The 22,753-nt window shown below is 63.1% G+C and carries 25 protein-coding genes and 1 tRNA gene; 5 read left to right on the top strand and 21 right to left on the bottom strand.

Features of this window, described 5'->3' with window-relative positions:
* Window positions 1-199 precede the first annotated feature (199 nt).
* The 5 genes from QWY74_RS11330 to QWY74_RS11310 all read right to left on the bottom strand — a co-directional run bounded on the left by QWY74_RS11330 (window position 200) and on the right by QWY74_RS11310 (window position 4,223).
* Window positions 200-1,012, bottom strand: a complete 813-nt coding sequence (locus QWY74_RS11330; RefSeq protein WP_290314358.1) for an OmpA family protein — start codon at window positions 1,010-1,012, stop codon at window positions 200-202.
* 277 nt (window positions 1,013-1,289) lie between these two features.
* Window positions 1,290-1,757 (bottom strand): DUF2489 domain-containing protein, encoded by a 468-nt coding sequence (locus QWY74_RS11325; RefSeq protein WP_264825741.1) that lies wholly within the window; start codon window positions 1,755-1,757, stop codon window positions 1,290-1,292.
* 119 nt (window positions 1,758-1,876) lie between these two features.
* Complete coding sequence (locus QWY74_RS11320; RefSeq protein ID WP_290314357.1) at window positions 1,877-2,956, bottom strand: COX15/CtaA family protein; 1,080 nt, start codon at window positions 2,954-2,956, stop codon at window positions 1,877-1,879.
* Window positions 2,957-2,971: 15 nt separating this feature from the next.
* Entirely contained in the window at window positions 2,972-3,508 is a 537-nt protein-coding gene (locus QWY74_RS11315) for a redox-active disulfide-containing membrane protein (protein ID WP_290314355.1), read from the bottom strand.
* Window positions 3,492-4,223 carry an SURF1 family protein gene (locus QWY74_RS11310; RefSeq protein WP_290314354.1) on the bottom strand — a complete coding sequence of 244 codons (732 nt, stop codon included), beginning with the start codon at window positions 4,221-4,223 and terminating at the stop codon, window positions 3,492-3,494. The genes QWY74_RS11315 and QWY74_RS11310 overlap by 17 nt, the downstream gene beginning before the upstream one ends.
* Here QWY74_RS11310 and QWY74_RS11305 point away from each other — a divergent pair.
* Window positions 4,216-4,410 carry a DUF2909 family protein gene (locus QWY74_RS11305; RefSeq protein WP_264825737.1) on the top strand — a complete coding sequence of 65 codons (195 nt, stop codon included), beginning with the start codon at window positions 4,216-4,218 and terminating at the stop codon, window positions 4,408-4,410. The genes QWY74_RS11310 and QWY74_RS11305 overlap by 8 nt on opposite strands.
* 22 nt (window positions 4,411-4,432) lie before the next feature.
* Here QWY74_RS11305 and QWY74_RS11300 read toward each other — a convergent pair whose 3' ends face one another.
* From QWY74_RS11300 to QWY74_RS11270, 7 genes are all read right to left on the bottom strand, one after another.
* Window positions 4,433-5,296: a cytochrome c oxidase subunit 3 gene (locus QWY74_RS11300; protein ID WP_290314353.1), complete on the bottom strand. Its 864-nt coding sequence runs from the start codon at window positions 5,294-5,296 to the stop codon at window positions 4,433-4,435.
* Window positions 5,293-5,880, bottom strand: coding sequence for a cytochrome c oxidase assembly protein (locus QWY74_RS11295; protein WP_290314352.1), 588 nt, complete (start codon window positions 5,878-5,880; stop codon window positions 5,293-5,295). Before QWY74_RS11295 ends, QWY74_RS11300 begins: the two co-directional genes overlap by 4 nt.
* Before the next feature lie 23 nt (window positions 5,881-5,903).
* Complete coding sequence (gene ctaD / locus QWY74_RS11290; RefSeq protein WP_264825909.1) at window positions 5,904-7,478, bottom strand: cytochrome c oxidase subunit I; 1,575 nt, start codon at window positions 7,476-7,478, stop codon at window positions 5,904-5,906.
* 90 nt (window positions 7,479-7,568) lie between these two features.
* Window positions 7,569-8,681: a cytochrome c oxidase subunit II gene (gene coxB, locus QWY74_RS11285; RefSeq protein WP_264825734.1), complete on the bottom strand. Its 1,113-nt coding sequence runs from the start codon at window positions 8,679-8,681 to the stop codon at window positions 7,569-7,571.
* 200 nt (window positions 8,682-8,881) lie between these two features.
* Window positions 8,882-9,055 carry a DUF2970 domain-containing protein gene (locus QWY74_RS11280; protein ID WP_264825733.1) on the bottom strand — a complete coding sequence of 58 codons (174 nt, stop codon included), beginning with the start codon at window positions 9,053-9,055 and terminating at the stop codon, window positions 8,882-8,884.
* Window positions 9,056-9,163: 108 nt separating this feature from the next.
* Window positions 9,164-9,895, bottom strand: coding sequence for an LrgB family protein (locus tag QWY74_RS11275; RefSeq protein ID WP_264825731.1), 732 nt, complete (start codon window positions 9,893-9,895; stop codon window positions 9,164-9,166).
* Window positions 9,892-10,248 (bottom strand): CidA/LrgA family protein, encoded by a 357-nt coding sequence (locus QWY74_RS11270; RefSeq protein ID WP_353960325.1) that lies wholly within the window; start codon window positions 10,246-10,248, stop codon window positions 9,892-9,894. The genes QWY74_RS11275 and QWY74_RS11270 overlap by 4 nt, the downstream gene beginning before the upstream one ends.
* A gap of 378 nt (window positions 10,249-10,626) precedes the next feature.
* Between QWY74_RS11270 and QWY74_RS11265 the strand changes: the two genes are divergently transcribed.
* Window positions 10,627-10,703: transfer RNA gene (locus QWY74_RS11265), tRNA-Pro, on the top strand.
* A gap of 200 nt (window positions 10,704-10,903) precedes the next feature.
* Window positions 10,904-11,104 carry a hypothetical protein gene (locus QWY74_RS11260; RefSeq protein WP_264825729.1) on the top strand — a complete coding sequence of 67 codons (201 nt, stop codon included), beginning with the start codon at window positions 10,904-10,906 and terminating at the stop codon, window positions 11,102-11,104.
* 281 nt (window positions 11,105-11,385) lie between these two features.
* Here QWY74_RS11260 and QWY74_RS11255 read toward each other — a convergent pair whose 3' ends face one another.
* Entirely contained in the window at window positions 11,386-12,075 is a 690-nt protein-coding gene (locus tag QWY74_RS11255; RefSeq protein ID WP_264825728.1) for a class I SAM-dependent methyltransferase, read from the bottom strand.
* A gap of 256 nt (window positions 12,076-12,331) precedes the next feature.
* On the opposite strand from QWY74_RS11255, the gene QWY74_RS11250 reads away from it, so the two are divergent.
* Complete coding sequence (locus QWY74_RS11250) at window positions 12,332-13,666, top strand: Na+/H+ antiporter family protein (RefSeq protein ID WP_264825727.1); 1,335 nt, start codon at window positions 12,332-12,334, stop codon at window positions 13,664-13,666.
* 99 nt (window positions 13,667-13,765) lie between these two features.
* Here QWY74_RS11250 and QWY74_RS11245 read toward each other — a convergent pair whose 3' ends face one another.
* From QWY74_RS11245 to QWY74_RS11230, 4 genes are all read right to left on the bottom strand, one after another.
* Window positions 13,766-14,311: an SCO family protein gene (locus QWY74_RS11245; RefSeq protein WP_290314347.1), complete on the bottom strand. Its 546-nt coding sequence runs from the start codon at window positions 14,309-14,311 to the stop codon at window positions 13,766-13,768.
* Between the two features lie 90 nt (window positions 14,312-14,401).
* Window positions 14,402-14,863, bottom strand: coding sequence for a copper chaperone PCu(A)C (locus QWY74_RS11240; RefSeq protein ID WP_264825725.1), 462 nt, complete (start codon window positions 14,861-14,863; stop codon window positions 14,402-14,404).
* A gap of 66 nt (window positions 14,864-14,929) precedes the next feature.
* On the bottom strand, window positions 14,930-15,265 hold the full coding sequence (locus QWY74_RS11235) for a hypothetical protein (protein ID WP_264825724.1): 336 nt from the start codon (window positions 15,263-15,265) through the stop codon (window positions 14,930-14,932).
* Between the two features lie 34 nt (window positions 15,266-15,299).
* Window positions 15,300-15,749, bottom strand: a complete 450-nt coding sequence (locus tag QWY74_RS11230; RefSeq protein WP_264825722.1) for a YchJ family protein — start codon at window positions 15,747-15,749, stop codon at window positions 15,300-15,302.
* Window positions 15,750-15,976: 227 nt separating this feature from the next.
* Between QWY74_RS11230 and guaD the strand changes: the two genes are divergently transcribed.
* The gene (guaD, locus tag QWY74_RS11225; RefSeq protein ID WP_264825721.1) at window positions 15,977-17,302 is read left to right on the top strand and encodes a guanine deaminase; all 1,326 of its coding nucleotides are present in this window, start codon (window positions 15,977-15,979) and stop codon (window positions 17,300-17,302) included.
* A 13-nt stretch (window positions 17,303-17,315) separates the two neighbouring features.
* Here guaD and QWY74_RS11220 read toward each other — a convergent pair whose 3' ends face one another.
* The 4 genes from QWY74_RS11220 to cydB all read right to left on the bottom strand — a co-directional run bounded on the left by QWY74_RS11220 (window position 17,316) and on the right by cydB (window position 22,751).
* On the bottom strand, window positions 17,316-18,308 hold the full coding sequence (locus QWY74_RS11220) for an adenosine deaminase (RefSeq protein ID WP_264825720.1): 993 nt from the start codon (window positions 18,306-18,308) through the stop codon (window positions 17,316-17,318).
* Window positions 18,309-18,387: 79 nt separating this feature from the next.
* Window positions 18,388-20,073 (bottom strand): thiol reductant ABC exporter subunit CydC, encoded by a 1,686-nt coding sequence (cydC, locus tag QWY74_RS11215; protein WP_264825719.1) that lies wholly within the window; start codon window positions 20,071-20,073, stop codon window positions 18,388-18,390.
* A 7-nt stretch (window positions 20,074-20,080) separates the two neighbouring features.
* Entirely contained in the window at window positions 20,081-21,763 is a 1,683-nt protein-coding gene (gene cydD, locus QWY74_RS11210; RefSeq protein ID WP_264825718.1) for a thiol reductant ABC exporter subunit CydD, read from the bottom strand.
* On the bottom strand, window positions 21,750-22,751 hold the full coding sequence (gene cydB, locus QWY74_RS11205; protein WP_264825717.1) for a cytochrome d ubiquinol oxidase subunit II: 1,002 nt from the start codon (window positions 22,749-22,751) through the stop codon (window positions 21,750-21,752). Before cydB ends, cydD begins: the two co-directional genes overlap by 14 nt.
* Window positions 22,752-22,753 lie beyond the last annotated feature (2 nt).

The raw sequence follows: 22,753 nt of genomic DNA, 5'->3' as shown, positions 1-22,753 counted from the left end.
AGTGGTGATCCATACCAGGGATCACTTGTCGCAATGATGAATTGCCAGTGGGATGGGACCAAAAAGTCAATAGCTTACCAGAAGGCTTCGGGCTTGCGCCATGCGTTGACCGCGCATAAAAAAGGCGCCCGAAGGCGCCTTATCGACATCGCCTGCCCCGACCGATAGCCGGGACATGGGGAGACGAGTCAAGCGGGATTTATTCCCACTCACCAAGCTCAACACGACGGTTTTCGGCGCGGCCAGCCTTGGTGTCGTTGGTCGCAACCGGCTGCATCTCGCCGTAACCGATGGTCTTCATGCGGTTGGGGGCGATGCCCTGGTTAGACAGGTAGTCTGCCACAGAATCAGCACGGCGCTGTGACAGGTCCTTGTTGTAGCCGGCAGAACCGATAGAGTCAGTGTGACCTTCGATGCGGACACGAACGCTGTCGTTGGCACGCAGCTTGGAAGCCACGTCGGACAGCACAGACTCGGCGCCCATGGTCAGCTTTGCGGAATCAAACTCGAAGTTGACGTCCTGCAGCACCAGGTCCTCGACGCAACCCAGGGCGTTGACTTCAGCACCGGCCGGGGTACCCGGGCACTGGTCCTGGTAGTCCGGCACGCCGTCGCCATCGGAGTCCAGCGGGCAGCCCACTGCGTCAACGGCCACGCCAGCCGGAGTACCCGGGCACTGATCCTGGTCGTCCGGCACGCCATCACCATCGCTGTCGCCCACCGGGGCAGGGCCCTTGTTAGGCTCGGCGCACAGCAGCGCAGCCGCGGTGGCACCCAGGGTACCGCCGACGTAGGCGCCGGTATCTTCGTCGTCTTCATCCATAGACGCATAGCCGATGCCACCGCCGATCAAGCCACCAGCCACGCTGCACACGGCAGGATGCTTGTACCAAGCGCGATCGGAAGCAGAACTGTCGTCCATGCCGGAGGACTGAGAAGCCGAGCTGGCACAGCCGGAGAGGCCGACAACCAGAGCGGAACCGAGCAATAAACCAGTCGTTGATTTTTTCATGTAAGACTCCTTCTTGACACAAATCTAGCGGGGCCAGCACAGGCTAAGCCAACCAGCCAGTTCGTTGGTATGGCTAACCGATAACGGTGGGACCGTCATCACTGAACAAGAAAGCATGTTCAAGCTATCTCGACCAGTCGGAACACGGATGACATGCGATTTCATCCATATACCAGCCATTTACGTTGCAGTTAGCAGCTTGCCGGAGACTGAGCCACCTTTCAATCGGAAAACGCAGTGAAAAGTGTAATAGATTGTTTTGGCTAGGTCATTCATCTCATTCTAGGGCTCCGGGCCACTTTCCCCGAAAAGCCACGACATGCCCGGCGGATTCCAAGATGGCATCTCGCCACTCATGCTCGACGGCCCAACGCTCGCGATCTTCACGGAATCGCTCCTTGGGGGTCAAGGCCTGGCGCGCCGAATGAGTGTGCAAGTGCCTGGTGCGTTCATGAACTTCACTGAACGCGATGAATTCCGGGCGCCCGGCCAGCGAGCTGTCCAAAATGTCGAGAAGTGTCTTGCAGCGCCAGGCACCTTCTGTGATGTCCACTTGGCCCTGCTGCAGAGCGCTGGCCACCAGCTCCAGATTTTCCACGCAATTTTCGTGGGCCCGACGCAACTCATCCTGACGAAAGGCTTCGCGACGGCGTACTTCGCGCCACAGCTTGACGGCGTAAACGGCCAGCCCGGCCACGACAGCCAGGGCCAGACCCAATAGCAGCAGAACGATGGAAGTCGTCATGAATACGTCTCGCTATATCGGGAACATAAAAGTATTCTACGCCCTACTGGCGGGCCTCACCAAGGCTGACCCACAGACGCCATTCATCCGTTCTTTCCCGGACACCGGATTCGCTGGACTCAACCGCGATTCACTACCCGAGCCAGCCAGGCGGGCGGCACCCATCGCGAGCGCTGCTCGAGGCAAGCCGCTGTCCCGACTCGCTGCCACTGCCAGAATGCCAGCAAGGCCAACAACATGCTCAAGGCGGCGCCCGCTGTGTGCAAAAGCGCCAGCCAGGCAGGTAGCCAGAGCAGAACATTGGAGGCGCCCAGGGCCGATTGGGCTATCGAGACGCCCAGCCAGGTCAGCACGAGGCGCCTAACCCTCGGCTCACGCCGGCAGCGCCAGGCCAGTGCCGCCAGGCTCAACAACAGGGCTCCTCCCCCAAGCCGGTGAGCCAGGTGAATGGCAGTACGTGCCTCGGCATGGAGCTGGCCGTGCAGGTACTCCGGCCCGACTGTCTGGGTAAGGTGAAAGCCCTCGCCCCAGTCTGCACTGGGCCACCACTCACCGTTGCAGGCAGGAAAGCCATGGCAGGCAAGCCCCGCGTAGTTACTTGACGTCCAGCCACCCAGCGCCAGCTGTAGAACCAGCAGACCCAGGGAAAGCGCCCACAATGGCGAGAGTCCGCGATGGCGCGGGTGCTTGAGGACCTGCCCCAATGGGTGTCGCAGATGAAGATGCAGCCACAGAAACAGACCCGCCACTGCCAGGCCCCCGAGCAGGTGCAGAGTCACTACCTGGGGCCAGAGTCTAAGCGTCACTGTCAGGGCACCGAAGCCACCCTGAATGAGTATTATCATCAGCAGACCCAGCGACAGCCGCCAGGGATAGCCCGAGTGCCGGCGCAACGGCCGGCCCAGCATCACCACCAGCACCACCACCACCCCCAGCAGGGAAGCCATGTAGCGATGCCACATTTCCATCCAGGCCTTGGAGGCATCGAAGACACTTCCGGGTGAATGAGAAAGCGCTGTATCGACATCCGGCACGTTCCATTGGCCGAAGCATCCCGGCCAATCAGGGCAACCCAGGCCGGCATCAACCAGCCGTGTCCAGGCACCGGCCAGCACCACCAGCAGGGACAGCAGCATGCCCAGCAGACTCAACCAGCACACGACTCGTTGCCTGGTCGGCCTTGAAGCGCTTTGATCCATGCACAGCCCCTCCTCTCAAGCGTCGTCCATTGAAGTCACGGGGGGCTCGGGATTGAGCTCAAGAAGCCGCTCGATATCCTCCAGCACATGAGAGGCATCCACCCCTGGCGCATAGCTGAGAACGGGCCTGCCTTCAGGGTCTAGGATCCACAGCACACCGGCGCTAGCCCAGGCGGGTAGCTGCTTCCAGCCCACAATCCGCTCCCCCGGAAGCGCCTTGCCGGATGCCTCAGCAATCCGCAAACGACTCACGCGGTGGGCATCGCGCCCCAAAGCTCGATGGACCCGCCACCAACGGTCTGCTTGCGTGGCACACCCCGAATCGCAGTCAAAGACCATGAGCCAGTCGTCCGCGCCCTCCTTTTCCACGGGCGGCAGCGGCCATTCAGCCAGCCTGGGTAGCGCCGTATGAAGTTGTCCATGAGCGGTTCGTTCATCCGGCACCCCGATGCGCCATTCGACCATGGCCCAGGCCATAGCCATGGGCAGTGCGAACACCACGAAGAGTGCCAGCAACTTGAGCCGGCCGCGTGAATCAGCGTCTTTCACCATCCTGGGTCTCCCTGTCCGCGCGCATTCGTCGTGCTCCCAGCAGCATGATGACTATCGCCGCCATGGCCAGCCCCCACCATTGAAAGGCGTAGGCTAGGTGTCGCGAGGGCGGCAGCACATTGGGTTGCCACCACGGCGTCAGCTGCCCATCACCACTCGTCTGATGCAACCAGCCGGCATGGGCAAACGGTCCCAGGGACGGCCAGGCAGCCAGGTCGATGCGCTGCAGACGACGCCCCTCCCGGTTGGGGCCGAAAAGCGGCGCCGCTTCGCCCGACGCCTGCCAGCGACCCTTGACCGTGACCGACCCAGTCGGAGTCGCCACCCGCGGCTCGGCACGCGTCGGCCCGGTCTCGTGGAACCCGCGCTGAATCAGCCACAAGCGTCCATCCTCGCCCCTCAGCGGCGTCAACGCCGCAACCCCCAGGCGACCATCATGGGTACGGTTGTCCAGATAGAGTGTGCGTTCGGCAATGAACTCTCCGCCAACCGTCAGCCGTGCCCCCTCGGGGGGAGCCTCGCGGGGTGCCTCAAGGCTCGGTGCCGTATCGAATTGCGTAAGCATCGCTTGCTTGTCGGACGCACGCTCCCACTGCCATAGTCCCAGTGACAGACCCGTGATCACCACGCATGCCCAGAAGGCATACCAGCACAATAGACGACGTTTCCAACGGTCAGCGGTCCGACCTGTCGTCCGGGAGTCGCTAATGCTCATCAAGATCCTTGTTGCACTCATCTTCATCGCCATGCTGGCAAGCCTGGCGGCGGGCGCCGGCTGGTTGATGAAGGATGGTGGCCGATCCCGGCGCGTGCTCATTTCGCTGAAGCTGCGCGTGTGTCTGGCCACCCTCTTGCTTGCCCTGCTGGTCTATGGCTTTCTTTCCGGTCAACTGGGGCATTGAGGCCCATCCGCCCGGCGCCGGTTCAGAACACATAGACAAACAGAAACAGACCGATCCATACCACATCGACGAAGTGCCAGTACCAGGCAGCCGCTTCAAAGCCGAACTGATCGTCCGGCGCAAAGTGGCCGCGTAGAACCCGGACCAGCATGACAGCCAGGATCAGGGTGCCGATGATTACATGTGCCCCGTGAAAGCCGGTCAGGAGAAAGAAGGTCGCCCCATAGATGCCCGCGTCCAGGGTGATGCCGTAGTGCAGATAGGCCTCGCGATACTCGATGCCCTGAATCGCAATGAAACACAGCCCCAGCAGCACGGTCAGCCCGAGCCAGTTTTTCACCACCCGACGCTGCCCTTCCTTGAGCCCTTCATGTGCCACCGTCAGGGTAATGCTCGAGCCCACGAGAATCAGCGTGTTGACCAATGGCAGGTGCCAGGGGCTGAGGGTCGAGGAAGGCCCTTGCACGTCAGTACCCGGGGGCTCCAGCAGCGGCCAGCTGGCGGTGAAATCCGGCCATAGAAGAGCGGCGACCCCCTTGGCGCCCTCGCCGTCCAGCCATGGCAGGGCAAAGATGCGAATATAGAAAAGCGCGCCGAAAAAGGCCGCGAAGAACATCACCTCGGAAAAGATGAACCAGCCCATGCCCCAGCGAAAGGAGCGATCCATCTGTTCGTCGTAGAGCCCCTTTCGCGACTCCAGCACCACGTCGCGAAACCACAGCGCCATCACCAGCAAAACACCCACGAGGCCTGCCATCATGATCGGCATTCCGGAGGCGCCGTACACCAGCAACATACCTGTTCCCAGCATCATGCCCCCCAGGGCAAGGCACGCCAGGATCGGCCACTTGCTGGATGCGGGTACGTAATAGCTACCACCGCTCATGTTTCACCTCCCGGTCGTTGCATCGCGCTGTGACGCGACAGGCTGACCTGCTGTTCATAGAGGGTATAGACCAGGGTGACCGTCTTGACGTCTTCCGGCAGGTCTCGCGTCAACTGGAATACCAGAGGCGCCTCGAAGCGCTCGCCGGCGGCCAGGCGCTGGTTCTCGAAGCAGAAACAGGCCAGCTTGCGCAGGTGCACCGAGGCCTCGGATGGCGACACGCTGGGCACGGCCCTTGCCACATAAGGCCTGTTGCCCAGGTTGTGAAAGGTGAACGAGACTTCAGCGCTCTGGCCGGGATGAAGGCGCAACTGACGAGTCTCGGTGGTCAGCGCCCAGGGCAGACCGGAACTGCTTCGCGTAATAAACTGCATGGTCACCAACCGGGTTTGATCGGCCGACTGAGCTGACAGGGCCTGGGCGCGGGATGCGGTCTTGCCATTCAGCCCGGTGACCTCGCAGAACACATCGTAGAGGGGCACCAGGGCAATCGCGAAGCAGCCCATTAACACCAGGGCCACCAGGGTTCTCGCCACCGTGCGTCGCACCCCGCGACGCCTGCCTTCCAGGAACTGTCTGTCCATCCGAGCCTCCCGTCATCCGTCACTCAGTGACGATAGGGGGTGAAATCGGGAGGTGTCTCGAAGGTATGCAAGGGCGCCGGGCTGGGCACCGTCCATTCGAGATCCTCGGCCCCCTCCCAGGCTTGCGCCGGAGCCTTCCTGCCGCCACGAACACAGAGCACCACGACCAGCACGAACAGCAACTGGGAAAGACCGAACAGAAAGCCGCCGATGCTGGTGATCATGTTGAAGTCGGCGAATTGCAGGGAGTAATCCGGAATGCGCCGGGGCATGCCGGCCAGGCCCGCAAAGTGCATGGGAAAGAATGTCAGGTTCACCCCCACCACCGACAGCCAGAAATGCCACTGCGAAAGGCGCAGATGCGGGTAGTGACCGGTCCACTTGGGTAGCCAGTAATAGACTGCCGCCATGATGGCAAAGACCGCGCCCGGGACGAGTACATAATGGAAGTGCGCCACGACGAAGTAAGTGTCGTGATACTGGAAGTCCGCCGGGGAAATGGCCAGCATCAACCCGGAGAATCCGCCAATGGTGAACAACACCACAAACGCCAGGGCAAACAGCATCGGCGGCTCGAAGGTCAGCGAGCCCCGGAACAGGGTGGTAATCCAGTTGAACACCTTCACCCCGGTGGGCACCGAAATCAGCATGGTGCTGTACATGAAGAACAGCTCGGCGGTCAGCGGCAGGCCCACCACGAACATGTGATGCGCCCAGACCAGGAAGGAAAGAATGGCAATGGAGGCGGTTGCGTAGACCATGGAGGCATAACCGAACAGGCGCTTGCGGGCGAAGGTCGGAATGATCACCGAGACAATGCCGAAGGCCGGCAGGATCATGATGTACACCTCGGGATGACCGAAAAACCAGAAAAGATGTTGAAAGAGGACCGGGTCACCACCGCCTGCGGCATTGAAGAAGCTGGTGCCGAAATGAATGTCCAGCAGCATCATGGTGATCACGCCGGCCAGCACAGGCATGACCGCGATTAACAGGAAGGCGGTGATCAACCAGGTCCAGACGAACAGCGGCATGTCCATCATGCGCATGCCCGGCGCGCGCAGATTGAGAATGGTGGCGATGATGTTGATGGCGCCGAGAATCGAGCTGATTCCCGCCAGATGCAGCGAGAAGATGAAAAAGGTCGTGGACGGTGGCGCATAGGTGGTCGAAAGCGGCGCATAGAAGGTCCAGCCGAAGTTCGGTGCCCCGCCGGGCATGACCAGGGTGGCCAGCAACATGGTGAATGCCACGGGCAGCAGCCAGAAGCTGAAGTTGTTGAGCCGCGGCAACGCCATGTCCGGCGCGCCGATCTGCAGGGGTACCATCCAGTTGGCCAGGCCCACGAAGGCCGGCATGACGGCGCCGAACACCATGATCAGGCCATGCATGGTGGTCATCTGGTTAAAAAACTCGGGCTGCACCAGTTGCAGTCCCGGCTGAAAGAGCTCCGCCCGCACGACCATGGCAAAGAGACCGCCAATGAAGAACATGGCCAGTGAAAACAGCAAGTAAAGGGTACCGATTTCCTTGTGATTGGTCGTCAACAACCAGCGCATCAGGCCGGTTGGCCCGCTGTGGTGCGTGTCGGATGTCATCTCCGCGGCCCCGGACTGCTGTTGCGAGGCGGACGATCCAGTAGGCAAGTGCGACGCCATGGCCTATCTCCTCGATATGCGACTGCCGATTCAGGGCGAGTCGATCAATTCGGCAATTCGTGCCGGCTGGATGGCTTCCCCGGTGTCATTCCCCCAGGCATTTCGCTCATAGGTGATCACCGCTGCGAGCTCCACGGCATTCAAGGTGCTTCTGAAGGCCGGCATGGCGCTTCCCGACACACCATTGATGACGGTTTCGATGTGATAGTCCGCGTCATCCAGCATGGTCTGGTTACCCGCCAGCGCCGGGAAGGCCGGCGGACTACCCTGACCATCCGGCATGTGACAGGACGCACAGATCGTGGCATAGACCTGCTCACCACGTGTCATCAACTCCTCGAGCGCCCACTCGCGGTCGACGCCCAATGCCGCCTGTGCGGCCGCTTCCTTGCGTTGGGCCAGCCAGGATTCGAATTCGGGGGGCTCGACGGCCTTGACCACCACCGGCATGAAAGCATGATCCTTGCCACACAACTCGGCGCACTGCCCGCGATAGATGCCCGGCTCATTGATACGCACCCAGTTCTCGTTGACAAACCCCGGCACCGCATCCTGCTTGACCGCCAGGTCCGGCACCCACCAGGAATGAATGACATCATCCGAGGTCATCAACAGCCTGACTTTCTGCCCGACCGGCAGGACCAGCGGCTCATCGACTTCGAGAAGATAGTTCTCGCTCTTGGCACTCTTGCCTTCGACCTGGGAGCGCGGCGTGGCAAGATTCGAGGTGAATGCCACCTCTTCACCCAGATAGGAGTAGCGCCAGCGCCATTGCTGGCCGGTGATCATCACATCCAGGTCGGCCTCGGAGGTGTCGTACATTTTCTTGAGGGTCGCCGTGGCCGGTATCGCCATGGCCACCAGGATCAACAGGGGGACCACGGTCCAGACAATCTCGAGCGTGGTGTGCTCATGGAAGTTGGATGCCCTGGCGCCCCGCGAGCGGCGATAGCGAAACAGCGAATAGAACAGCGCGCCGAAGACAACGACACCGATCGCCACACAGATCCAGAAAATGATCATGTGCAGCGAATGAATCTCGCGGCTGACGTCCGTCACGCCCACCGGCATGTTCCATTGGTTGGCCAGCACCTTGCTGGACAGTCCCGCGCTGACAAGCCCTACAGTCCATACGAGCCGCATGGGCACGGCCTCCTTGTGACAGATGCCTGATAACCGGCGGTGCTATGAGGAGTATAGAAGAGCCCAGCCATTCGTCACGGACCAGTGTTCAGCGCAGTGTCGGAAAGCGCTCGCGAAGCAGCCCCTCCCCACCTGCCCAAAACATGCAGCCCCCTTGCGTCAGCGCGAAATGGGCGATACGGGCGAACCGGCGGCCCCGGCTATTCGGCGGCGAGAGACGCCACCAGAACCAGTAGCCCCACCAGCAGCGCCGCCATGACCAGGCCGACAACGATGAACACAAAACCACGCCCATGAGTGAAGTCCTCGGTTCGGCGGCTCTCCTTCTGAACACCAAAAAAAGCGGCCAGAACCGACTGAATGACACGCCACATGCTGCAATCCTCCTTGCCGGGGCATCAGATACTCTCAGACGCACCCCGCCCCATGGCCCGGGAAATGCCCCGGCAGGTCATCGAGCGCAGACAGTTTTCGAACAATGCCTAGTTCATGCCAAGCAACTGGATCACTAGGGGCAGAATGAAAGCCGTCAGCAGGCCAGTCAGGCCCATGGCCAGGCCTGCCAGGGCACCCGCCACAGTGCCCAGCCGGGCAAAGCAATGCGCCGTGCCGAAGCCATGTGCCGCAAGCCCCATGCTGAACCCCATCACGGCCGGATCCGTGATGCGCAACAGACGAAAGATGCCCGGCCCCAGCGCGCACCCGATAGAGCCCGTCAGCAACACCAGTCCCGCGGCCAGCGACGGAATGCCACCAATCTGTTCGGCGATACCCATGGCGATCGGCGACGTCACCGAGCGCGGCGCCAGCGACACCAGGGTCTCTTGACCTGCCCCCAGCAACAGCGCCATGCCCAGAGTACTGGCGACGGCCGTGACAATCCCCGCGACACAGGCAATCAATAATGGCCAGAGGAGTCGCCTCACCCGCTCGCGGTGATCATAGAGCGGAATGGCCAGCGCCACCGTGGCGGGGCCGAGTAGAAAATGGATGAACTGAGCCCCTTCGAAATAACGGGGGTAATCCATGTCGATCAGCCAGAGCCAACCGATGAGGATGGCTATCGCCAGAGTGACGGGATGCAGCAGGGGCGTGCCACCCAACAGACGATTGAGGCGCACCGCCAGGGCAAATGCCACCAGCGTCGCCAGCAGCGACAGCAAGGGGCTGGCGGCCAGATACACCCACAGGGTATCGAGTGGCACGACATTCATCGGTCACCATCCTCCGAACCGCTCACTCCCCAGCGCCGTTGCAGCCAGTCAAAGACCCAGGCCGTCACTGCGATGGTCAAGGCGGTGGAGGCGATCAGCGTGAGCACGATGGCCAGCCAATCCGCCCCGATCAGTGCCCCGTGCACCATCAGACCCACGCCCGCCGGGACGAACAACAGCGTCAGGTAGCGCAAGAGCCCTTCTCCCGTATGGCGTAGGCCTTCCGGCACTTTGCCGTAAAGCAACAAGCCACCCAGCAGTATCACCATCCCGATCACAGGCCCCGGTACGGGCAGTGACAAACCGATCGTCACCAGCTCACCGAGCATCTGGCAGGCCAGCAACATACTCATCCCCATCACCAACGGCATCTCAACCTCTCGTGTGTGTTTTCGATGGAGGCGTCTCCACGCCCGCCACACGCCATATTAACCCGGCATGCTGTCATGTCGGGTCAATCGTGGCACTGCAACGTACCGCCGCCAGCCCAGGCCGACGCGAGCCCGCGCCACACCAGAAGAACCATCTGTGCCAGCGTGGTACGGGCGATAATCAAATGGACCTGGACGATCCATTTGATGGCCAGGCTGATAGTGTGGCACAACGATCACTCAAGCCACCCTTTCGACCCGTGCCGCCAAGCAATTGAAAAGAAGCCAAAAAAGGGCTTTTCATTTGGTCATCAACGCGCTAGTATACGCCTCGTTCTCGGGCAAGTCCGGGACATGAATCGGAGCGTGGCGCAGCTTGGTAGCGCGTCGCAATGGGGTTGCGAAGGTCGCTGGTTCGAATCCAGTCGCTCCGACCAAAATGCTGAAAACCGCCACTCACGGGTTATTCCGAGTGGCGGTTTTTTTGTATGGCACGATGGCCACTTGGCGAGCCGGCACGGGCGCCCTGAAGAACGCTTGGACACAATGGCGCTTGCCGGCCGATCATGAAGCTCTGGCTTGAATGAACCAGTCGCCGGCCAATCGCAACCAACTGGCACAATGTCCTGGAGACATCATGAGTCATATCAAGCGATCCGGGTTGGCCCTGCTGCTGACCGGGCTGCTGCTGGGAGGCTGCACGACCTATACCTGGCAGGACGGCAGTCGCGAGACGGTGTGGGGCGTGCCCGCCGAGGATGACACCAAGACGCGTCAGGAGCGCCGACAAGAGGGCCCGCGTTATCGGGTACCGGGAGAGCCCCCGGCGTCGCGTTGAGATCTCCCGGGGCTTGTCCCCGGGAGCGGTATCGCCTCGGCGACGCCTATCCGGCCAGGCGTTCGGCCGCCAGGCGTGAAAGGGCCTGATGATCCTCGTCGAAGCGAAGAATCCGCTCGGCCAGAATGGTCACAGACAGTCACAAAGATCCCCAGGCTCAACGTAACCATTCCCGGAGCGGTATTGCCGTTACTGATGGGCCCAGCATTTTTGTCACCGCCAGCGCTAGACACCAGGCCACCCTCGCCGCCTGGTCCGGTTGGACCTCGAACTAGTCCACGCTAAGCACTCATTGTCGGACCATGAATTCCGTCATCATCGCAAGACGAGGCATTGCCGACAGCGTTTGATCCGTGGCGACGCAGCACTACGCTGAGGTTGTTGGCCGGCATCTCGACCACGCGCTCGAGCACCAGGCCGTGACGCCCCGCCAGCTCCAGCACCCGGTCTAGATCTCTCACCCCCCAGCGCGGATCGCGCCGCTGGAGATCCGCATCGAAGGTCGCATTGCTGGCAGAGGTGTGCTGCCCATGGCGTCGATAGGGGCCGTAGAGATAAAGCACGCCGTTCGCTATCAGCGTCTCGCCGGCACGCGCCATCAAGGCCTCGGTCACCTGCCAGGGCGAGATATGCACCAAGTTGATGGCCACGATGGCATCCAGCTTGCCGGACGGCCACTCCCGGGTCGCATCCAGGCGGATAGGAGAGGCGAGATTGCCGGGGCCGCAGGCACTCCGCCAGGCCTCGATGGACGCCAGGGACTCATCGTCCAGGTCGCTGGGCTGCCAGCGCCAGCCCGGCATCGCCGTCGCACAATGCAGGGCATGCTCGCCACTGCCGCTGGCCAGCTCCAGCACCTCGGCCTGCTCCGGCAGCACCGCCTGGAGGACCTCGAGAATGGGTTGCCGATTACGCACCGCGGCGGGGCTATGACGCATTGCCGGACTGGCCGTGAAATCGCTCGATGCCATGACGTTTCTCCTGGAGGGGCAAAAAGGAAGCCGAGTCGTGCGACAGGCCTCGACCAGCGCGGTGGCGTTTGGCGAATAGGGTGATATCATCTGCGCCCGCAACACCGCTGATCGTCTGGTCTCAGGCCAGCCTGCAAGCTGTCGCCGCGACTGGCCGGATACCGGTCAGGGCGCACAAGGGCTACAAGATACCAGCCTGGCCGACCGGGATCACCCGACAAGATTCTCACCCCATTCTTCATTCAAGGGACAAGACATGAACGCTGTAGTCCTGGCCATCCTGGTCATGGTCACTCTGAGCCTGATGCGTGTATCCGTGGTGTTCGCGCTGATTGCCGCCGCCCTGGTGGGCGGCCTGACGGCCGGCATGCCACTGGGCGAAATCCTTTCCGCCTTCAACGACGGCCTGGGCAACGGGGCCAAGGTCGCCATTTCCTATGCGGTCCTCGGTGCCTTCGCCGTGGCGCTGTCACGTTCGGGCATCACCCAGTTGCTTTCCAGCAAGGCGATTGCTGGGCTCAACCTGGATGACAGCACTGCCAACCATCGCCACATCGCCTTCATGGTGCTCGGCGTACTGTTGGCGGCGGCCGTCAGCTCCCAGAACCTGATTCCGGTGCATATTGCCTTTATCCCGGTGCTGGTGCCGCCGCTGCTCAAGCTCATGAACCACCTGCAGCTCGACCGCCGCGCCGTGGCCTGCGTCATCACCTTCGGCATCACCGCCCCCTACATGCTGCTGCCGGTCGGCTTCGGTTCGATCTTTCTGAACGACATCCTCCTGACCAACCTCAATGACAACGGTCTGGACGTCTCCGCCGGCATGGTGCCCATGGCCATGATCGTGCCCATCGGCGGAATGGCCATCGGTCTGGTCCTAGCCGTGCTCTTCAGCTACCGCCGTAAACGCGATTATCAGGACATCGACCTGGCGCATGGCGATGAAACGCCCGAGCAGGCGGCCCAGCAGCTCAGGCCCTGGCAGATCGCCATTCTCGGCCTGTCCCTAGTGGGCACGGTGGCGGTTCAGCTGTTCAGTGGCTCCATGGTGCTGGGTGGTCTGTTCGGCTTCGCCCTGCTCTCGGTAAGCGGCGTCTTCCGTTGGCACGAGCAGGACGACATCTTCACCGAAGGCATGCGCATGATGGCCCTGGTCGGCTTCATCATGATCTCGGCGGCGGGATTCGCCAGCGTCATGCAGGCCAGCGGTGAAGTCGAGGCACTGGTCTCGGGCTCGGCCGACCTCATCGGCGACAACAAGGGGCTGGCGGCGTTGATCATGCTGCTGGTGGGACTTTTCATCACCATGGGCATCGGCTCCTCCTTCTCGACGATTCCCATCATTGCCTCCCTCTATGTGCCCCTGGCCCTCAACTTCGGCTTCTCGCCCATGGCCACCATCGCCCTGGTGGGCACCGCAGCGGCACTGGGCGACGCCGGCTCCCCGGCCTCGGACTCGACGCTGGGCCCTACCGCCGGCCTCAACGCCGACGGGCAGCATGACCACATCTGGGACAGCGTGGTGCCGACCTTCCTGCACTACAACATCCCGCTGATCGCCTTTGGCTGGGTGGCCGCCATGACGCTCTGATCCTGGCTGATGCCAGAAAGCAAAAGGCCCGCCGGTGCTGAGCCGACGGGCCTTTTTTGTCAGGAGGAGAAGCACGGCTCGCACTGCGCGCGCAGCCACTCAACCGTGCTTGAGCAGATATTTCAGGTCGCCGAGAATCGAATCGATGGTGTCGAAATCACTGGCCATGAAACGCGCTTCGCCCTCGCGATTGAAGGCAAAGACACTGCTGGAGTGGGTCACATTGTAGTGGCCCTGGTCATCCCGCTCGCCATATTCATAGGTCACCCGGTAGCGATTGGTCACGGCATCGATCTTTTTCCGCTGGCCGGTCAGGCCGATGAACTGCGGACCAAAGGCCTGGGTATACTGCTTCATGATCTGCGGCGTGTCGCGTCCCGGGTCCACCGAAACGAAAAGCACCTGGACATCATCCCGACGCGACTCATCCAGCTGCTTGATGGCGGCCGAGAGCTTGGCCAGGGTGGTCGGACAGACATCCGGACAATGGGTGAAGCCAAAGAACACAAAGGTGGGCTTGCCGATGTAATCCTCGGCGCTGACGTCCTGACCATTCTCGTCGACCAGATCGAATTCCAGGTCCGGCATCACATCGGTGATGTCATTGGTTTCCCAGTTGTGATCCACACAGCCGGCCAACAGCATCGTGCCCCCCAGCAGCAGAGCCAGCCGCCAGGCAGGGAAAGCCCGAGACCGTCGCCTTGCGAAAACAGAGAACATGGACAACATCGACTCCTAGAGTGACGTGGGCGGCACGGCCTCGAAGTCCACGGACAACGGCTCGGCCTGTTCGAAGTTGAGGACGATTTCGACACTCTCGCCCACGGCCACCTCGCCGGCGGGCTGCATCAACATCAGATGATACCCCTGGGGCGCGAATTCGATGGACTCGCCGGCTGCCAGTTCGACCTGCTCGACGGCCTCCATGCTGGCCATGCCGTCATGACTCATGCTGCGGTGCAGCTCCACGTGGCCGAAGGCCGCACTATGCGCACCGACCAGTACCACAGTCCCTTCCCCACCGTTGTGGAGCTGGAAATAACCGGCCGCCGGCATCTCGCCGGGCAGCACGCGCATGCGCGCCTCCGAGACTTCAAGGTCGCCAGCCTGCGCATTCAATGACATCACAGCGCCGGCCAGAAGGGCCAATGGCGCCATCCAGCCAGGCTGACGGGTCCCGCGAAATTGCTTTGCCATGAGAGGCTCCTTGTCAGGGGGCACCCGGTACCCGGGTAAAGACGTCTTCACCTGCTGCCATATGCTTCAGCAGAAGGACGACAGACCACAATTGGAGGTGAAGCGATCGGACTTGATGTCGACCGTCACTCGGTCCTCGATAGTGTTGTAGAAGAAGGACGCATATCCGTCCTCGGCGGAAGCCGACTTGTACAGCCCGCAATAGCCATAACCGTTGTTGACGCGCTGCAGGTGATCCACCTGAATGGCATCATCGATGGCCAGCTTGTTGGCCAGCGCCTGCTCAATCTCGCTGTCGAGTTTGATGGCTGAGATAGCTTGCCCCCCGAAGATCAAACCGCCCAGCAGCGTCAAAAACCCCAGGGGAACGCCCAGACACAGCACAAGACCCCGATGTTTCATGTCATTCTCTCCCGCCGCCATCGATGCCGTGTCATCAGGACCGAAGGCAGCACTGTTTACCCTTGCGTCCGCTGCCACACGGGCAGGGGTTGTTGCGACCCGGCTTGAGGCGCATTACGCGCGGCTCGCCATCCGCATAGCACCAGCCAGCATCGAGTCGAGTGAACCTGGAGTCCTCCTCGAGCACGCCCCAGCGCCGACCTTCACGGAAGGTGGCACGAAAGTGCACCCGCCCCTGGTCGCCATCGCTTGAGCTTTCGATGATCTCGAGGCGAATCCAATGGGTCGGATCCTCGTCCGGCAAGCTGGCCGGCCGCGTATCCGGGTGCCAGGTCGCCAGCAGATAGTCATTGCGACCCAGAGCGAAGGCGCTGAAGCGGGCGCGCATCAGGGCTTCCGGCGTTGCCGCCGGCTCGCCGTCGTGATGGCGACCACAACACGCGGCCAGAAAGTGGCCGCTACCACAGGGACAGGATTCGCGCATGAACCACCCTTTAGTGCAGAGATTTTCGCACTATTATATCGCTACACTATGACTTTCTCAGTCTGCCGGGCCGCCGACAAGGCTTTACGTGGCCCGAGCCGTGCGTCACGGTGTCGCACCAACATCATCCAGAGGCGATGATGACCGACCACAGGCCGTGGTTTTTTGCCGGCGAGATGTCATGCTCTGACACGGCCATCCTGATTTCCCGACAGCAAGCATCCCCCATGAGTCATTCACCATCCGCCATGCGTCTTCTGCGTGGCCCGCTACTGAGCTTCCATCACGACCCGGGAGACAGCGACACTCCCGCCCAGGGCAGCGTCTTTCATGAACAGGACGGCGCCATTCTGATCGAAGGCGGCGTCATTCGCCGCGTAGGTCATCATGCGGCAGTAGCCGAGGACCTGCCGGCGCATATCGAGACCGTCGACTATCGCGACAAACTGATGATGCCCGGCTTCATCGATACCCATGTGCACTACGTGCAGCTCGACATCATGGCCTGTTGGGGGCGTCAGCTGCTCGACTGGCTCAACGACTACACCTTCCCCGAAGAATGCCGCTTCGCCCGCCAGGCCCATGCCGATGTCATCGCCGAGGCCTTTCTCGATGAGGCGCTGCGCGTCGGCACGACTACGGCCCAGGTGTTCTGCACCTCGCACCCCGGCTCGGTGGATGCGTTCTTCACCGCCGCTCGGCGACGCGGGCTGCGCATGCTAGCCGGCAAGGTGTTGATGGATCGCCATGCCCCGCCCGAGCTGCTCGACACCCCGTTGGGCGGCATCGCCGATAGCGAACGCCTGATTGCCGACTGGCACGGCCGTGACCGCCTGGGTTACACCCTGACGCCGCGCTTTGCGCCGACCTCGACCCGCGAACAGCTGGATGCCACGGGCGGCGTCCTGGCTGATGCGCCGGACCTGCACCTGCAGACACACCTCTCCGAAAACCAGGGCGAGATCGACTGGGTGGCCGAGTTGTTTCCGGAGAGTCGCGACTACCTGGACGTCTACGAACGCCACGGCCTGGTCGGCCCGCGCAGCACCTTCGCGCATGGCATTCACCTGACCCGGCCCATGCGCCAGCGGCTGGCGGATGCCGGAGCCAATGTCGCCTTCTGCCCCACGTCCAATCTGTTCCTCGGCAGCGGCCTCTTCGATCGCCAGGCCAGCCGCGAGGCGGGACTGACCGTCAGCCTGGCCAGCGACGTTGGCGGCGGGACCGACCTGTCACCGCTCGGCAGCCTCAAGGCCGCCTACCAGGTCGGCCAGTTACTAGGCCAGCCACTGACCGCCTGGCAGGGCTTCTATCAGCTAACCCTGGGCAATGCGCGAGCCCTGCGTCTCGACGAGCATATCGGCCAACTGCGCCCCGGTGGCGAGGCCGACATCGTTGTCCTCGACCCGGATGCCAGCCCCTTGCTCAAGCGACAGAATGCCCGCAGCCGGAACCTGGCCGAGCGCCTCTTCGCGCTGATGATGCTGGGCGATGATCGCGCCGTGCATGCTACCTGGGCCAACGGCGAGTGCGTCCACCAGCGATCCGGCTAAGCCGGCGTCGACTTCAGCAATCAGCCAGGCGGGCCTGCAGCTCGGCGCGCCTGGCTTCGCTCATGAAGGCCTCGTCGATGGCATTGGCCGCCAGTTGCCGGAAGGTCGCTTCCCCCCAGCCGAAGGCCTCCCGGCAGGCCAGGAAGTTGTCCAGCATGCCGCCGCCGAAGTAGGCGGGATCGTCGGAGCTCAGGGTCAGGCTGAGCCCCGCCTCGAGCAGGCGCGGCAAGGGATGCTCGGCGAGTCGCTCGACCACCTTGAGGCTGACGTTGGACAAAGGGCATAACGTCAGCACGATGCCACGCTCGCGAAGCGTCTCGACCAGGGCCGGATCCTCCAGGCAGCGCACGCCGTGATCGACACGACGCACCTGAAGCTGCTCCAGCGCCTCGTGGATATACTCGGGCGGGCCTTCTTCGCCGGCATGCGCCACACAGGCCAGCCCCATCTGCCTGGCACGCTGGAAGACCCCGGCGAAGCGGCCCGGTGGATAGCCAAGTTCGGCACTATCCAGGCCGACCGCCGCGAATCGCTCCCGGTAGGGTTCGACCGCTTCCAGCAACTGCATGGCTTCGTCGACGGGCTTGTCACGCAGGAAGGCCAGAATCAGTGCCGTCGAGATATCGAGCTCCCGCGCGGCACGCGTGCGGGCCCGCTCCAGACCATTGAGCACCGCCTCGAGCGGCACGCCGCGGGCCAGATGCGCCTGGGGATCGACATGCATCTCGACATGCACCACGCCCTCGGCATGGGCGCGGCGCAAATAGTCCATGGCCAGATCCTCGAAATCCGCCTCATGGCGCAGGACGCTCATGCCGAGGAAGTACAGCTCGAGAAACGCCGACAGATCGGCGAAGTCATAAGCCCGGCGGACCTCCTCGACCGATGCATACGGCAGGGTCACACCATTGCGCTCGGCGAGCGCCATCATCAGCTCCGGCTCGAGGGTCCCCTCGATGTGCAGATGCAGCTCGGCCTTGGGCAGTTGCCTGAGAAAATCCTGCATGGGTTCACCCGATCGATAAAAACACGCTCCATGCTCCGTCATGACCCACTGCTGTGGTAAGCAGAAGCGCCGCGCGCCCTCATCCCTGGTCGGCAAGCGTCACGCGGCGGCTCACCCCCGGCAAGGGCTGAACCTCTGGTTCATGGTGATGGGAAAAGACGATCACGCTGCGCCCTTCCAGCCACTGGTCGAGGCGCGCCGCCAGTCGCCGCGCCAGTGGCGCATCCAGACCATTGAAGGGCTCATCGAGCAGCACCAGGCCCGGATCGCGAAGCATCAGGCGCGCCAGGGCCACGCGCCTGGCCTGACCACCGGATAGCCGCCGCCCGCCCTCGCCGACACGCGTGGCAAGCCCCTGGGGCAGCTCACGCGCCCAGTCGCCCAGCTCGACGTCATCGAGACGCTGCCACAGCATCGCCTCGCTGGCCTCCGGATCACCCAACCAGAGATTGGCCGCCAGGCTGTCATCGAACAGCTCGGTGTCCTGGGTCAACACCGCCAGGCGACGGCGCAGAGCTTCTTCATCGAGGTGTTCGATCGCACAGCCGCCCACGTAGATGCTCCCTCTGTCCGGCCGAAGCTGGCTCGCCACCAGTGCGGCGAGACTGGACTTGCCGGACCCCGAAGGCCCGCACAGGGCGACTCGCTCGCCCGCCTCCAGGGTCAGCGAGACATCCGCCAGGGCCGCTTTCAGGGCGCCGGGATAGTGCAGGCTGACCCGGTCAAGGACCAGCGACAGCGGCCCCGACGGCAAATCAAGACTGTCGACTGTCTGACTCGGCGCAAGACGCGCGGCTTCCAGGGCGTTGAGTCGCTCGGCGGCGGCCAGGGTGGCACCGAACTGGGTATAGGCCATGGGCAATGCCATCACCGCTTCATTGAGCGCCATGATGGCCAGCGGGATCATCACCAGCACGGGCCCGGAAAGGCCCTCGGCCTCCCACAGGCTGGCGCCGAGCCAGAATGCCAGCAGCCAGGCCAGGCCGACCATCAGGCCGCCCAGCGCCAGGCCCAGAGCCGCGATGCGGCCCAGCTGGCGTTGATCCTCGCGCAGGCGAGTCTCGATGACATCCAGGCGCTGGCGCTGCTCGGCAAGGGCACCAAAGGTCTCGAGTTCGGCCATGCCCGCCAGATGCTCGATGACCCGGCCCCGCAGTCGCTCCAGCTCGGCAACCCGACGCCGGCTCGCCGCCATGCCCCAACGGGCCTGGCCGAAGGTCAGCCAGGCCCAGGCCACCCCCAGCACCAGAGCCACCGCTCCGCCGGCCAGGGGCGCCCAGAGGGCCACAAAGCCACTTAGCCCGAGAATCGCCACCAACGCCACCAGCGCCGGTGCAAGCAGGCGCAGAAAAAGGCTATCCAGGCTGTCGATATCGGCGGTCAAGCGGTTCAGCCAATCACTGGCGCGACGCCGGCTGAGGCTGGCCAAATCCAGCGCCGCCAGCACCGAAAAAAGGTGCCCGCGCAGGTCGGCCAGCAGCCGCAGCACGGTGTCGTGGTTAAAGAGACGTTCGCCGTAACGCGCCAGGGTGCGTGTCAGGGCAAAGGTGCGAATGCCGCCCCCGGGCACATAAACATCCAGGGTCACGGCCGCCCCGGCCGCCAACGCCAGGCCGGTCAGGCCCGTGGCGGTAATGAACCAGCCGGAGAGCGCCAGCAGCCCCAGGGCCGCCAAAAGGGCCAGCAGCATCAGCAGAGCGCCGATCGCCAGGCGTCCACGCCGGCGCGCCAGGTGCTTGAGCCAGGGCCGCAGTGTCGTGATCACGCCAAACTCATTCATTGCCATACCCTTCATGTGCCTGCAGCGCCAACCGGCGACTCGCCAGCGCCAGGGGTGCGGGCCGGTGGCTGGCGATGACCAGGGTTCGGCCCTGTTCGATCAGTGCGGAGAACGCCGCCAGGACCCGCGCTTCGCTCTCGTCATCCAGACTCGCCGTGGGCTCGTCCAGCAGCACCAATGGTGCCTCGGAGAGAAAGATGCGGGCCAGTGCCAGCCGCTGCGCCTGCCCGCCCGAGAGGCCGACGCCGCGTTCCCCCAGTAGCGTCTCGAGCCCCGCCGGCAGCGCCGCCAGCAGGTCACCCAGACCCACACGTTGCAGGGCATCGCGAAGGGCCGCGTCGCTTGACTGTGGCGCGGCAAGCCGCAGGTTGTCGGCCAGGCTGCCATGAATCAGCAAGGGACGCTGGTCCATCCAGGCCAGGCGCAATCCCGGCACGGCACGATGCTCACCGGCACTGGGCTCCACGAAGCCGGCCAGCAGCTGCAGCAGTGTCGACTTGCCCACCCCGGAGGGACCGCTGATGCCCAGCACCTCGCCGGCTTCCAGCGTCAGATCAAGCGGCCCCAGCACACGGCCGCGTTCATCGTGACGAACACAGACCGCGTCCAGCTCGACCAGCGCCTTGCCCCGCGGGGCGGCCTGCTTGTGGCCCTGACGCGGCGAGCTCTCATTGAGCAGTTCGACCATCCCCTCGGCCGCGCCCAGGGCAGCGGCGCGATCATGATAGTGCTGTGACAGGCTGCGCAGCGGCTGGAAGAACTCCGGCGCCAGCAGCAGCACCAGCAGACCACTGAACAGGGTCAACTGGTCCGCGGGCCCGAAGCTGATATAGCCCAGCAGGCCGAAGCCCACGTACATGGCCACCACCGCGATGGCCACGGCGGCGAAAAACTCGAGCACCGCCGAGGACAAAAAGGCGATACGCAGGGTTCGCATGCTGCGCAGGCGATAGGCATCCGCCGCCGCGTATACCTCCTCAGTGGCCTGATGACCGACACCGAACAGCTGCAGGGTGGTGATGCCCCGCACCCGATCAATGAAATGACGCGAGAGTCGTGACACCGTCTCGAACTGATCGCGGTTGAGACGCTCGGCCCCCATGCCGACCAGCGCCATGAACAGCGGAATCAGCGGCGCTGCCAGCAACATGAACAGAGCCGCCAGCCAATCCAGGGCCAGCACGACCCCAAAAATGACCAGCGGCACCAGTACCGCCAGCCGCATCTGCGGCAGAAACCGCGCCACATAGCCATCCAGGGCCTCGACCTGATCGACAACCCGGTTGGCCAGGCTGGCAGTGTGATGCCCGGTGAGTCCCACCGGACCGAGCGACTGTAGATGGTCCAACAGGATACGCCGCGCCTCGCCGCGAACCCGCAGGCTTGCCTGAACGCCGGCGGTTTCCTGCCACCACTGGGCCAGGGCCCGCAGCACCATGGCCACCGCCAGCAGCGCAAACCCCGGCAAGAGTGTCGCCGGTCGGGCGGCGTCAATAACCAGGGCACTGATCAGCCAGGCCAGGGTCGCCATCTGCAGGATGGTCATCAGGCCGACTAACAGGCCGGCCACAACCGCCAGGCCGAGCGACTTGCGCTCGGCCCGGGCGAGGCGCGCCAGCCAAAGGCGCGCCGTGAGGTGGGAAGTGTTTTTGGCCATAGGATCAGTGATAGCCATCCCCTTCCCGAATCTTGCCGCGGAAGACCCAGTAGGTCCAGGCGGTGTAGGCCAGCACAATGGGAATCACGAACAACACCCCAAGCAGCAGGAAAAGCTGCGATTCCGGCGCCGAAGCGGCTTCCCAGATCGTGTAGTCCGGCGGCACGATGTAGGGCCACTTGCTAACCACCAGGCCCAGATAGGTGAACAGGAACAAGCCCAGAGTGGCGATGAACGGCTGGCCTTCACGTCGCTGCCGGACAGCTCGCCACACCACACCGGCACACACCAGCGCCAGCACCGGGAAGATCCAGATCAGGTGCAGATGGCCGAACCAGCGTTCGCGCACGAACTCATCCACGAAGGGCGTCCACACACTGATGATGGCGAACACCGCCAGTACCGCGACCAGCAGCCTGGGAGTCAAACGATAGACCCACTCCTGCAGTTGGCCTTCGGTCTTCATGATCAGCCAGGTGGCCCCCAGCAGCGCATAGCCGGCCATCAACCCCACGCCGGTGAGCACAGTGAAAGGCGTCAACCAGTCGAAGGGGCCGCCGACATAGACATAGTTCTCGACCGCAAAGCCCTGGATGTAGGCACCCACCACGACACCCTGGGCGAAGGAGGCCACCGCCGAGCCCCAGCAGAAAGCGCGGTTCCACCAGTGGCGGTTGCGGTGCGACTTGAAGCGAAATTCGAAGGCGATGCCCCGAAAGATCAGGCCGGCCAGCATCAGGAAGACGCCCAGATACAGTGCCGGCAGAAAGACTGTGTAGACCAGCGGGAAGGCCGCCAGCAGGCCGGCACCGCCCAGCACCAGCCAGGTCTCGTTGCCATCCCAGACCGGGGCCACTGTGTTCATCATCACATCGCGCCCCGCTTCGTCCGGGGCAAACGGAAACAGCAGACCCACGCCCAGATCGAAGCCATCCATGAGCACATACATGATGACACCGAAACCGATGATCGCGGCCCAGATAAGCGATAAATCCAACATTTCCATGG

The sequence above is a fragment of the Halomonas almeriensis genome, assembly GCF_030409235.1.
Classification (GTDB): domain Bacteria; phylum Pseudomonadota; class Gammaproteobacteria; order Pseudomonadales; family Halomonadaceae; genus Halomonas; species Halomonas almeriensis.
This window is presented reverse-complemented; position numbering and strand designations above follow the sequence as displayed.